Origin of the sequence: Streptomyces dengpaensis (assembly GCF_002946835.1) — a bacterium.
Lineage (GTDB): Bacteria > Actinomycetota > Actinomycetes > Streptomycetales > Streptomycetaceae > Streptomyces > Streptomyces dengpaensis.
Map to the genome: position 1 here is coordinate 1,662,495 of NZ_CP026652.1, position 12,019 is coordinate 1,674,513.

The following is a 12,019-nucleotide window of genomic DNA, read 5'->3' on the forward strand; positions in this document are numbered from 1 at the left end:
GCCCCGTCGACAGGAAGATTCTCTGTCCAGTCGTTCTGTCATCGCCCGCCCCACCGCCACCGGCTACGCCGGGACGTACGTCCACTGGGACGGCTACCCCAGCCATCACCTGCCGCTGCTGCTCGCCGCGCACCAGCACCGTTTCGCCGGCGACACCGAGGCCCTGGCCGCGTACCTCATCGACGACGCGCCAGAAGGCTGGTCCTCCCTCGGCACCGACCTCCTCGACGGAGCCCCCGAGGCCCTGCGCCAGCAACTCGCCGCCGGCCGACGATCGCGGCAAGCGCTACCCGGCCCACCCGACCCAGCCACCACTGATCTACACGGAGCGGACGGCGTCCCGGCTGAACTGGGGCTACGTCCTGCACCCGCACGGCATCGAAGTGATCGCCCTGCAGGCGTATGACCGCGGCCCTGTCGTCGCGTGGGACACCGACCCGCGCAGCCGCATCCGTGCCGACCCGGGCGTATGGCATCCGGATTCCCGGGCCCCGATCGTCCCGCCGCGCACCAGCCCGCGCCTGTCCACTACCGCGTTCGCGTCCGCGCCGGCGCCGACGCCCCGCAAGGCCGCCCGCCGCTAGCCCCGGCAGCCCCGTCCCCGACCGACGCCCGCCCGGAGAACCCTCTGTCCTCGTACACCCGCCCGAAGATCACCGTGGTCATCGCCACCCAACTCCGCCCGGACCGCCTTGCATTCCTCGCGGCCATGCATGCCAGCCTGTGCCGGCAGAGCGTCCCGTGGGAGGCCATCGTCGCCCTCGATGGCGCCGACCCCGCCCGGCTTCCCGCCGCCCTTGCCGCCGACGCCCGCGTCCGCGTCCTCGCCCTGCCGCGCCCGGTCGGTGCGGCCTGCGCGAGGAATCTGGCGCTCAATGAGGTGCGTACCGAGTACGTCAACTGGGCCGATGACGATGACGAGTTCACCGACTGGGCCATGGCACTGCGCCTGCACACCCTGGAGCAGACCGGGGTGGGCTGGTGCGCCGGATACAGCCAGGACCTGCACGAGGACGGTGCCACGACCCTGTGGCGGTGCCCGACGCCGCCGGGCCGGCACGAGGCCGGCGACGTCTGGCGGTACTGGAAGGACCCGGCCGACACCATCCCGCTCGGCCCCACCACCCTGTTGGCCCGCACCGACCTGGTGCGCGCGGCCCCCATGGGCGGACTCGTGCAGGGCGAGGACTACTGCGCCCTGGCGATCACCTGTCTCGCTCCGGGAGTCCTGCTGCCCGTTCCGGTCTACCGCTACCGCAAGCACGCCGGCCAGATGACCGCGCAGGACTCGTACGACCAGTTGGAAGCGAGCGCGCGGGTCTTCGCCCATCGGTTCGGCACCAGCCTGCGCGCCGCATCGCTCTCGCTGCGCGATTCCGCCTCCTCCACCGCGTAGTTGAGGCTCCCCCCTTCCCTGCTCCGCTCCCTCCCCGACCACCGGAAGGCCCATGCCCACCGACCCCGCCCAGGACAGGCCGCGAGAGAAGATCCTCATCTCTCCCCGCTATCTGGCCGCCAGCCTCCCCAACGACCACCGACAGCTCCTGGACGTCTTCGCCGAGGACTCCACATGGAGCGCACACACCGACGAGTCGTCGGTGACCGTCACCAGCCCGTGCCAGCGCATCACGATCCGCCACGACCAGTCAGCCGTCGGCCAAGGCGCCCACCTGGTGATCTCAGCCCGCACCGACGAGGAAGCACCCGAGCGCTGGCGGACGGACGTCTCCGGCAACGTGCCGATCGAACTCGTCGCCCGACTCATCAGCACCCTGGCACACGAACTGGCCAGCGACCCGGATCACGTCGTCTACGGCATCGGCACCGAACACGGCCTGCTGGAGCTCTACGTCGACGCCGACGTCTGGAACTACTTCGAGGACTCCGGGCTCTCCGGATTCATCTCGCACGACGGTCACGCTGCCGTGGTCAACCGGGCCGTGGACTCGCCGACGCCACCCATCCACGGGGACGCATCCATCACCTGGCACCTGGCGGCCTCCCCGGAAGACCTCGGTCACCTGTGGGACATCTCGCTCACGGACAAGACGCCGCCCTTCCTCATGCACGCGGTCGTCGCCGAGGCCCTCGATCCCCGGCCCACCCTGCGCTCCACGACCTTTCCGGTCCCCGCGGTCGTCGCCCCCCTGGTCACCATTCAACGGGCTCCGTCGCCCTCTCCTCGCCCCTCGGCGCAGCCTCCCCACGACGGACCACCGCGCAGCCCCGAGCCCAAGCGCACCCCGAAGACCCGCTGAGCCCCGTCCCTCTCGACGAACTCGCCCGCGGGCTCGACCCACCTGGACCTTGATGCCCACCCCCTCCGCCGAGATCATCCTCACCACCAGCCACACCCTGGGCCTTGTCGCCATCACGCACGGCGAGAAGTACCCGCAGGCCAACCAGGCACTGGAAGAAGCCGGATTCAGCCGCCTGTCCAACGGTGCGTTCGTCTCCCCGCTGACCGATCCGCAGGCCGCCCGGCACACCGCCAGCGCCCTGGTGCACCACGCTCACGAGCACGGCGCCACCATCACCACCAGCAGCCGGCCCTACCTCGGCGACATCGGCACCGAGATCGCCGCCAAGCTGCCCGGCACGTGGAGCGCCGAACTGGAGATCTACTCCCACCCGCTGTGGCAGGAAGACCTCTGGCCCATGTTGTGGGAAGCCGGTGCCATCTACCGGGCCCTGGAAGAGGGCCGCATCCCGTTCGCGTCCGTGCTGAAGAACAGCACCGGCACCGGACTGCTGCTGATCGAACGCCCCGGCCACCGCAGCGGCTACCTCCTCGGCGCTCTCACCGACCGAGAGCAGGAAGACCCGCACGATGACCCCACCACGCCGCGCAGCATCGTGCTGCCCGCCGATCCCGGCCTGGCCGCACACGCGATTGCGCACACGTTCCTACCGGCCTACCGTCGCGCACTGCACAACCAGGACCTGAACACCGTCCTGAGATCGCTGGACCGCATCCGGGAAGAACACCAGACTCTCCAGGCGATCAAGGACTCCGGCCGTTACAGCGACGGTATGCCGCTCAGCGACTCGCGCCTGATCGTGGGAATGGAACGGGACTTCGCCGACCACGCCTGGCTGTCCTACCGCGAGGTTCTCGAGCACTCGCCGGTCCTGCTCGCCCGATGCCGTCCCACCGCCACCCCCTGGCCCCAGGACGCCGCAGCACTGACCCGCCTACGCGAGGCGCTCGCCAACAGCCAGGGCGCCTGGAACGAGTGGAACGACATGCGGCACGAGCTGTACTCGATCCCCCGGACGCTGCCGGCCCACGAATGGCGCCAGGTCCGCGGGCAGCTCGGTCTCGCCGTCCTGCCGGCCATCGAGACGTGGCTCGCCGACAGCGAAGCCTTCGAGCGTCAGGCCCGCGCCGCCGTACCGGGCGGGCCGGCGGCTCTGTCCGCGCCCAGCCCGCGGCTGCTCACCGCCCGGCCCACGCCACCGCCCTCGCCCCGCGCAGCAATCCGCTGACCCCGCACAGAAGGGATTCGTCTCTGTCCGACCACTTCCGCTTCGGCGCCCACCCCGACCACGGCTTCGTGGCCACCGCCACCGCGAACATCCCCGCGCACCTCGCCGACTGGTTCCTCGTCCATGAACAGTTCGAGCCCGTCCCCGACACTCCGGGCCTGTACCGGCTCACCCACCCCGAACAGGACGGCATCCGTCGTACCCGCCAGGCCGTCCTCGACCTGCGCCGACAGGGCTACGAGGTGCAGGCCGACCTCCCCCTCGACCCCGCCCGCACCGCCGGCCCGCCGCAACCGGCCGTGCGCAACGGCCTGATGGAGCGACGCAACCGCATCGCGCAGGCGGCGGCCACCCGCTCCCCGCAGCGGCCCACCGCCCCGGCACCCACGCTCCCCGAGTTTCTCCCGCAGTCCGCCGCCATACCCGTGGGCGGCCGAGCCCAGGCAGCCGGAAAGGGGCGGAGCCGATGAGCGACCCAGCGATCCGCATCACCCGTGGCCAGGGCGGCGAAGTCGAAGTTGACGGCCCGGTCGACGCCCTCGCCGCGAGCCTCCTGGCCCGGGCCGGGTTCGACACCTATCCCACACTGCGCGGGCGTATGGATCCGGCTGCCGTTCGACCTGGGCCGCCGCTGGGAGAACGAACACGCCACCTGGGCGGCGGAGATGCTCACCGCAGCCCGGTACACCGTCGACCTCGATTCAGACCTGCGTAACGCGCCGCCGTCTGCTCCCGCCGCGCCGTCGGCACCACACCGCGCGACGGCGATAACAACCCAGCCTCCGCCACCCACCACCCCGAGACGGTCCGGGCGCTGAACCCCTACCGCCGGTACGCACTGCCACGCAGGAACGACGGTGATGCATATGCCCACGCCAGCCCCGGATGCAGTCGTTTCAGCAGGTCAGGGACGAAAACCCCGCACCCTGGGCGGAATTGAATGACCACCACCCAAATGGGTGATCACCGCTCTACGGCCGCGCCAGGCTCCGCGAGCCGACCCGGCCGCGCGGCCACCAGCCGGACCTGCGGACATCCGCAGGATCTCTCCCTCGCCACAGCACGCTCCGTGGTGAGCGACGCAAGCCGTCACGAAATACCGGCGCCGAGCATTACCCGTCACGCATTTGAGCGACCGAGGCAAAAAGTCCAGCCCCCGCCTCCAGCATTTGACGCCCCGCAAAGCAAAATACAGGGACACCCGCACAAAATCGCATCGCCCATTTCGGTGACACGGCGGGAAATTCCGAGCCGTATTTCCACTCCCGCGAAATCGCTTCAGTGGTAGAGTCTTAAGAGTCATCCACAATGACGGCGGGGCCTGCCCGGCCTCCAACCAGTACAGACCCCGCCAGGGTTGACGTGGATGCCGCGTAGGAGTCCGCTGCGTGCGGGCTCCTACGCGGGCACCCTGGTTACAGCAGCCAAGACTTGACCACTTGCGCGAAGCGCACAGTGATCAGCCCGAGTTGCGCCATGAGGACCACAGCCCTCAAGCGTCGAAGCCGGCGCAGGCTGCGCCGGGTCCTCGACCTCTCGCTCGACTCCTCGTTGTCCAGGGTCACGTCTATCACCCCCTTCCGATTCATGCCCGGAAAAGGGCTTATCCAGGGATCAACTTACCATCCCGAGGGGTGGCCGACTCGCCGCTAGACACGCGAGCTCTAACCGCGCCGTAGACGGTTGAGTAAATTAGTGAATGGGCCACCCACCGCCCCCACCGGCGAAATCAATACCAGCTTTAGACCGGACCCGCAGGTCACCCAAGGTTTCCTGCAAGTCTTAAGCGTCAATCACCGGTCCGGACGCCCGCGCATCCAGTTTCGGGACCCCTTCCGCGACCTGTCACAGGTCACAGTCCTTGAGTTCTTGCACCCTTCGCCCGAGGCACCTCGACCGCCGCTGTCCTCATCACACCTGTGCCGGGCCTGGTGCCGTCCGCCACGTTCGACGGCACCCGTGCACCGCCCCGATTCCCCACAACTACCTGGAGTTTTATGACCGTCCGTATGAAGTGGACCGTTCAGCACACCTGTGGTCACGAGATCACGCACGACCTGTCCGACCGGCCTGCCGACCGGCGCGCCTCCTTCGCCCGTTGGCTGGAGGGACGCGACTGCACCGACTGCTGGCAGGCCGCCCGCGACCAGGACAGCGCCGGCAAGGAGGAGTGGCTGGCCACCAAGCGCGCCAAGGAGCAGCAGGCCGCCGCCGAGTGGGCCGAGAAGTTCGACATGCCGCCGCTCGAAGGACCCGCGAAGGCCCTCGCCTGGGGGGAGCGCTCCCGCCACGAACTGGTGACCGCCGCGTACAGCGCGCTGGTGACTGAGGGCAGCTGGGGTGAGGCCGACTGGGCTGTCCTGGAGGACACCATCCGCACCGTCACCCGCGCCGGGTGGTGGCTCGATCAGCGTGACGCCGAGGGCTCTGACCTGCCCGAACTCCTGGACGCCGCCACCAGTGACGACGTCGGAACGGAGAACCCGTTCCGGTAGAGACGAGGTCTATACCGGACGATCCCCGGTTACCGAAACCGGGGATCGTCCGGATCCTTGTTCCTCCCACCGCCTCCCTGCGCCTCGTGGAAGGAACCTCCTGCTGTGCCCGTTTCCCGCCATTCGCATGCCCCTGGTGACATCGTCACCCCCGAACGGGACGTCACCCACGCCCACTTCTGGCCCGGCGACCAGGTCGTGATCCTCAAGGGCACCTCCGGCAGCGAGCTGTGGGGAGACGCCTTCAAGGTCGTCACGCCCTCGTGGCACACGCCGACCGACGAGGACGGGTGGCGGCTGTACGACCCGGCCGGCGGCGAGCGCACGTACCTCACGGCTCACCCGCGCTACCTCGTCCATCTCTCCAGCCGCTGCCCGGACTGCCTCATCTACCGGCAGGCGCTGCGGACTTATCTCGTGCCGCGCCTGGCCGGCGCCGAAGAGGATGTGGACTGCGGCTGGTACTCGGTCAACCACCTCAATCAGGTGGTGCACGTCGCCGACGCCCGAGTGGGGCGGTGAACCGCACCGTCAGCCCGGAGCGCACCGCGGACCTGTCCCGTGTGGCGTCGGTCGCCATCGAGGCGATCTCCGGGACCCAGTGGCCGGCACGCCTGGCTGAGGCCCTCCGTGAGCTGGACGCGACGTGGCAGGAGTCGGCCGAGGTGTGTGCCGATGTCGCCTGGCAGGCCCGCGCCGCCGGGAACAGTGCGCTGGTACTGCTCGCCCCCGAGGACGTCACCGACCCCGGGCCCGGCCCGGTCATCTGGCGGACGCACCGACACCTCTACCTGAGCGCACTGCGTTACGACTTCCGCTGCCGCTCCATCGAATCCCTGGTGAACCAGGTGCTGCTGCCGGAGCTGAATGCGGACCCGTACAGCTGGGCCTTGTACGCCTTCGCGCGCCTGGGTCAGTCCCGCTCGGATGGTCTGGCCGTGATGGAGCGAGTCCTCAACACGGCAGCGGATCACCCCAAGACGCTGCACGTCCTGCTGCACGGGGTGTGGCTGGGCGGTCTGCTTCCCGGCCGCGCGGACGCGCTGCTCGCGCTCGTGGACCGACTGCCGCACGGTGGCGAGGACGATCCGATCGCGCAGTTCCGAAAGGCGTCAGCGCTGCGCGCGCTGGGCCGCTTCCGCCAGGCGCACAGGGCCATCGAGCGGGCCCTGGAACTCCTTCCGTCCGGCGAACTCGCTGTCCACGCCGACCTGGTGCGCGAACACGCACTGATCACCGCCGCGTACGACCTGACCCAACTCCCGCATCCGGGCGGGAAGCCCACCTCACAATGATCATCCGTATCCATCCACGCGACATCAGCCCCAACGAGCCGCTTACCGAAGCCCTCGGCCGACCGGTCAGCGACCAAGAAGGGCTGACCGATCAAACAGTGGTCGCCCACTGGCCGGGGCTGGACTACTACACCCTCGATGACGAGCAGAAGACCTGGACGTCCGCCGAGTGGGCCGAGCATCTGGACGACCCCAACTGGCAGCACCCCTTCGTGGCCAGTCCGCAGAACGACCGCCGTGCCATCTGGCACGCGGACGTGCTCCTGCACCCCGACGACCGCGACCTCACCGGATCCGAGTGGGCCGAGATCGCCCACCGCATCGCCCGCGTCGCAGGCATCCAGCGGCCCGGGGGCGAGAACGGCTGCCGCTGGATCGCCGTGCAGGCACAGCCCGGTCGTCTCGATCTCCTCGCCAACCTCATCCGGCCGGACGACACCTGGACCGCGCAGCACCACCAGCTGCCCGCGCTCCTGGCCACCGAGAGCCGGCGCATCGAGGCCGAGCTGAACCTCCGCTCTCCCCAGGGCGGCGGCCCGGATCCCGAGCAGCGTGCCCGGTTCGCGCAGCGCTCCACCGCGTCGGCCAACGACGCTTCACCCGGCGCGGCCGACGCCACCACGCAACTCGCCGGGCTGCTGCGGCAGCTCTCCGACGAGAACACGGGACCGCTGGCCACCGTGCGCGGCCTCGTCGAGCACACGGCCCACCGACTCGACCATCTCCCGCACGCCTACGGCCCGGCCGCAGCACACCAACTGGAGCTGATCGCCCGCCGCTTGCACAGCATCCAGCAGGACCTCGACGCCACCGCCGCCGCCCTGCCCGCCACGCCACGGCCCACGCCCCCTTCGACCGGATGGCTGCCGCGCCTCCCACGCCCGGCGCCCGGCTGACCCACTGACCCGACTGAAGGAACCGTCTTCTTGGCCCTTGCCGATCGCTTCCTGACCCTGGGGCGCGACGTGCACTCCGGAGAAGTCCTCGCCCGCGGCGGCGATCCGGAAGCCCACAGCATCCTTCAGCGCACCGGCTTCGTCCCCGTCGTCCGCCTCCACGAGACCTATCACCGCCTGCCCACCGGTCTCGACGCCGCCGAGGAGAAACATCTCGCCATCCGTGCGGTGGCCCGGCTGCGCGCCGTCAGCTACCACGTCGATACCGACGACGCCTTCGACACCGCGACGCGCGAAGCGCACTACCTGCCGCTCGGCTCGCAAGTCGCGCACCTCGCCGAACGAATCCGTGAAGCCACCACGAGCGACGAGGTCGCCGACGCACTGGCCGAACTGATCGCCGCCCACGACGGAGTGCTCATCGCCCTGGGCGAAGTCCTCACCGCGACCACCGCCTTCTACCTGGGCCAGGCCCCGGACCCGCACACCGCGAAACGGCTGCAGTACCTCACCGAACACCGGCTCGGCGTCATCCGGTCCGACCTCACCCACATGCGCAACGACCTCGCCGACCGGCACCAGGACCATCCCCAGCGCCGAGCGTGCACCGCCGAAGTCGGTCCTGACGAACGCGAAGCCTCCGCCGTCTGCGCCTGTCCACCGCCCCCGCCGCGACTGGCCACCACTTCCGCCGCCGCACCCGCCCCAGCAGCCCCCGCACACCGGCGGCGCTATCCCCGCTCCCTTCCCCACCGAGGAGACCATGCACGCCCCCACCCCCGACACCTCTCTCGGCTCGTTCGCCGCTGTCCTCGCCGACGAACTGCCCGGCGCCTGGACCAGCACGTACCACCTGGACCGCGGCGGCAACAACGTCCACCACACCCTCACCGACCGCGTATGGGACATGAACGAGGTCGCCGACGCCCTGGCCAAGCGCACCGTGGAACACTGCGCCGTGCTGACCCGCGACGACGGCACCCGCCTGTTCGTCACGGACCCGCTGGGGCAGGGCGAGGGCTACCTGATCGCCGCCATGGCCCCCACCGACGTACCGGACGAAGCATTCCGTGGCGTCCGTGAGCCCGACGGAATCGCGGTGGCCGCCGACCCGTTCAGCGCCGCCGAGGACATCCACTACGACCTGCTGCCCCGCTACGACAAGGCCCTCGCCCACGTCCGCAACAACGCCGCCCGCCTCGCGGCACGAACGGCCGCCGAGCCGGAACGCGTGGTGATGACCTGGTCCGGCGACGCCCTCGTCGTCGACAAGCCCGACCGCGCCGACGTCGCCCAGGCTCTGACCGACTACGGCTTCGCCTTCGACTCGGAAAGCGACGCCTTCGTCCTGTCCGGCGACAACTCCGCACGCCAGGCCGCGTCCGTACAGGCCGCCAGCCACCGCCTGTCCGAGCTGGGCATCGGCGTCGTGCTGCCCACCCGGAAGGCCCGGCCTGCGCTGGGCACCACCGCGGTCGCGCCGCCGAGCCCGCCGGTCACTTCCCCGCACCGGAGCCGGTGACCCGCCCGCACGAGGACGAGCCAGTCTTCCTCGTCCTGAAGTACGTCACCATCACCCGGGACCCGAAGTCTTCTGTTGGGGTGCCAAGCACGTCGTGCACTGTCGCAGTTCGCAGGTCCACTCACCCGAGTGAGACAGCCGCTGTAGGGGTGTCGTGCACGTCAGGGCGGGACAGAATGACCGCGCGTCAGTCCTGGTCGGGGTCATACTCGAACACGTACTTGAGGGAGTCGAAGGTGCGTGCCGTGATGCCCTCAGCATCGCTCGGGTTGATAGGCCGAGTGCTTGCGGCGGCTCCTGCGGTGTAGTTCGCGATGGTGCGACCGGTCCCGTCTTCCACGGCAAGCAGTGCCGGAACCGCAGTGCCTCCATGGGCAATGAGCACCGCGACGCCGTCCCTGTAGTGCAGGGAGAGCATCCCCACATCTGCGGGGTCGACATCCTCCACCGGCCTGATGAGTCCGCCGTCTTCCGACGAAGTCTGCTTGTCGGTCATGGTCTTCCCCTTTGTCGTCGGGATCTCACAGGCTGTAACTGATCCTGCCACGCCCTGACCGGCCCCAAGCAGCGAACTGGGCGATGATCCAAACGAAACGGCCTAGACGGCGCGGCCACCCGGAGCCTTCCAGCTGTCCCGGCAACCGCGCGATACAAGGGAAGCAAGAACGCAACGTCGAATACGTGCGCGACACCTGTCGCGCTGCGCGCGGGCACCTCCGCCTTTCTGGTCAGCCACAACCCGCGCAACGCCAACGACTACGGGCCAGTAGCCATACAGAAGGGCACCACGCTGGTCGTCGCCATCGGGGGCGACCAACGCGCGGCCGGCCTCCTGCAGACCGCCGGCGGCTTCCATTCCGCCCCCGGCCCCCGCGGCGACTACCACCGTCTGTCTCACACCCTGCCCGTCGAGGAGCAGCGGCAGGGTGCCACCGCCGCAGCCCATGCCCTGCTGCTGGCCGGATACAGCGTCCACCTCGCCCCGACGCTCAACACCCTCACCACCCAGGGAAGCGACCGGCACGCCGCCCACCGCCATCTCGAAAAGCTCACCCAACTCGGCAGTGACGCCGCCGACGACCGCCAGGTCGCGGCGGTCCTGACCGAGATAGCGGCACCCAATGACGGCCTGCTGCCCCGCCTCGCGCAGTCGTTGATAGCGACCTCGGCGTCGTGGAGCCGGCGCCTTCACGACACCGGCGCGACCCTCAGATGGCGATCCAGCTGGGGGACATCGTCAACAACCTGTCCGTCCTCACCTGGCAGACCGAGCAGGTCCGCAACCACGCCGACCGCTCGGGGCCCGCGCCGCAGACCCACCCCGGTCCAGTGTCCACAGCGCCCTCGCCACTGCCCGCACCCGCCGTTCGACGGCGCTGGCCCAACCCCCTGAACAGGAGCACCCCGTACGTGGGAAACCGTGCCGCCGACGAAGGCACCGACGTCGAGATCTACATCAAACCGCTGACCGACACGGTCCACGCCGACACCCCCACCGGTGCACCCGAACAACTCCTGGCCCTGCTCGACAGCCTCGGCTTCGAACGCAAGACCCTGGTGACGGTCGGCCCCGTCTATGTCTGGCACGAGGTCCCCGCCCACCTCACGGAGAACGAGAAGAAGCAGCTCGCCGCCAGCGCCGTGCCCTCGCTGCTCGTCGCCGGATACCTCGTCAACATCACCAACGCCGTCTGGAACGCCGCCGCCTATCAGCAGGCCGCACAGGCGGTGCGCAGCCAGCCCAGCACCGCAGCCGCACCGAACACCGCAACCGCGTCCGCTGCCCGCCCCGCCCTCACGGCAGTCCGGCCGTATCCCGTCGGCGGTGAGCCCCGATCGAGAGGAGCCCCGCTGGTGTCTCCATCGATGCGGGCCTCTTCGGCGGCACCGCCTACCGCGCCGCCCTCGCCGCATCCTCAGCCCGAGCACCGGCATCCGCGCCCGTGGTGGCTGCCCCGCCCGCGCCGCGCCCTCGCCGTACGCACTGACCACCCACCGCACCGGCTCTTTCCTACGGGGCCGGCCCCGCCCTCGCCTGGAGTTCCCGTCACCCACGACACCGACCGCAGACCGCCACCCATAACCGCCGACCGCAAACCCCGCCTGGCCACCGCCCTGTTCCGCCGCTACCTGCGCGCCATCACCACCGGCAGCCGCACCCGGACCAACCCGCTGGCCGGCGGGCACCCCGAGGCCGCCCTCGACGAAGCCCGACGCCGGGACATGTTCCTGCTCGTCGACAGTTACCGCATCTGCCACCACGACTAGCAACCAAATCCGGCCTGTTCAGGAGGCTCATGCCCAACCCGTCCCTCTCCTCGG

Annotated in this window: 12 protein-coding genes; 10 read left to right on the forward strand and 2 right to left on the reverse strand. The window is 69.9% G+C overall.

Annotated features, from left to right (window positions below; genetic code table 11):
- Positions 1 to 658 precede the first annotated feature (658 nt).
- The 9 genes from C4B68_RS07680 to C4B68_RS07730 all read left to right on the forward strand — a co-directional run bounded on the left by C4B68_RS07680 (position 659) and on the right by C4B68_RS07730 (position 9,697).
- On the forward strand, positions 659 to 1,396 hold the full coding sequence (locus tag C4B68_RS07680; RefSeq protein WP_167459296.1) for a glycosyltransferase family 2 protein: 738 nt from the start codon (positions 659 to 661) through the stop codon (positions 1,394 to 1,396).
- A 52-nt stretch (positions 1,397 to 1,448) separates the two neighbouring features.
- Complete coding sequence (locus C4B68_RS07685) at positions 1,449 to 2,258, forward strand: SPDY domain-containing protein (protein ID WP_099498652.1); 810 nt, start codon at positions 1,449 to 1,451, stop codon at positions 2,256 to 2,258.
- A 52-nt stretch (positions 2,259 to 2,310) separates the two neighbouring features.
- Complete coding sequence (locus C4B68_RS07690) at positions 2,311 to 3,489, forward strand: hypothetical protein (RefSeq protein WP_099498653.1); 1,179 nt, start codon at positions 2,311 to 2,313, stop codon at positions 3,487 to 3,489.
- Between the two features lie 68 nt (positions 3,490 to 3,557).
- Positions 3,558 to 3,959, forward strand: coding sequence for a hypothetical protein (locus tag C4B68_RS07695; RefSeq protein ID WP_099498654.1), 402 nt, complete (start codon positions 3,558 to 3,560; stop codon positions 3,957 to 3,959).
- A 1,539-nt stretch (positions 3,960 to 5,498) separates the two neighbouring features.
- Positions 5,499 to 5,984 carry a hypothetical protein gene (locus tag C4B68_RS07705; RefSeq protein ID WP_373682168.1) on the forward strand — a complete coding sequence of 162 codons (486 nt, stop codon included), beginning with the start codon at positions 5,499 to 5,501 and terminating at the stop codon, positions 5,982 to 5,984.
- Between the two features lie 105 nt (positions 5,985 to 6,089).
- Positions 6,090 to 6,506: a hypothetical protein gene (locus tag C4B68_RS07710; RefSeq protein WP_099498655.1), complete on the forward strand. Its 417-nt coding sequence runs from the start codon at positions 6,090 to 6,092 to the stop codon at positions 6,504 to 6,506.
- Entirely contained in the window at positions 6,503 to 7,279 is a 777-nt protein-coding gene (locus C4B68_RS07715) for a hypothetical protein (RefSeq protein ID WP_240634237.1), read from the forward strand. The genes C4B68_RS07710 and C4B68_RS07715 overlap by 4 nt, the downstream gene beginning before the upstream one ends.
- Positions 7,276 to 8,175, forward strand: a complete 900-nt coding sequence (locus tag C4B68_RS07720) for a hypothetical protein (protein WP_099498656.1) — start codon at positions 7,276 to 7,278, stop codon at positions 8,173 to 8,175. The genes C4B68_RS07715 and C4B68_RS07720 overlap by 4 nt, the downstream gene beginning before the upstream one ends.
- A gap of 763 nt (positions 8,176 to 8,938) precedes the next feature.
- A complete protein-coding gene (locus tag C4B68_RS07730; RefSeq protein WP_099498657.1) occupies positions 8,939 to 9,697 on the forward strand; it encodes a hypothetical protein in 759 nt (252 codons plus the stop codon).
- A 187-nt stretch (positions 9,698 to 9,884) separates the two neighbouring features.
- Here C4B68_RS07730 and C4B68_RS07735 read toward each other — a convergent pair whose 3' ends face one another.
- Positions 9,885 to 10,193 carry a hypothetical protein gene (locus C4B68_RS07735; RefSeq protein WP_099498658.1) on the reverse strand — a complete coding sequence of 103 codons (309 nt, stop codon included), beginning with the start codon at positions 10,191 to 10,193 and terminating at the stop codon, positions 9,885 to 9,887.
- Positions 10,194 to 10,295: 102 nt separating this feature from the next.
- Entirely contained in the window at positions 10,296 to 10,889 is a 594-nt protein-coding gene (locus C4B68_RS41270) for a hypothetical protein (RefSeq protein WP_143674211.1), read from the reverse strand.
- Between the two features lie 20 nt (positions 10,890 to 10,909).
- On the opposite strand from C4B68_RS41270, the gene C4B68_RS43055 reads away from it, so the two are divergent.
- Positions 10,910 to 11,965, forward strand: coding sequence for a hypothetical protein (locus C4B68_RS43055; protein WP_240634238.1), 1,056 nt, complete (start codon positions 10,910 to 10,912; stop codon positions 11,963 to 11,965).
- The last annotated feature ends 54 nt before the right edge of the window (positions 11,966 to 12,019 follow it).

Coding starts and splice junctions, on each gene's coding strand:
- C4B68_RS07685 (WP_099498652.1), top strand. CDS start 1,449: ATGCCCACCGACCCCGCCCAGGACAGGCCGCGAGAGAAGATCCTCATC.
- C4B68_RS07690 (WP_099498653.1), top strand. CDS start 2,311: ATGCCCACCCCCTCCGCCGAGATCATCCTCACCACCAGCCACACCCTG.
- C4B68_RS07705 (WP_373682168.1), top strand. CDS start 5,499: ATGAAGTGGACCGTTCAGCACACCTGTGGTCACGAGATCACGCACGAC.
- C4B68_RS07720 (WP_099498656.1), top strand. CDS start 7,276: ATGATCATCCGTATCCATCCACGCGACATCAGCCCCAACGAGCCGCTT.
- C4B68_RS07730 (WP_099498657.1), top strand. CDS start 8,939: ATGCACGCCCCCACCCCCGACACCTCTCTCGGCTCGTTCGCCGCTGTC.
- C4B68_RS07735 (WP_099498658.1), bottom strand. CDS start 10,193: ATGACCGACAAGCAGACTTCGTCGGAAGACGGCGGACTCATCAGGCCG.
- C4B68_RS43055 (WP_240634238.1), top strand. CDS start 10,910: ATGGCGATCCAGCTGGGGGACATCGTCAACAACCTGTCCGTCCTCACC.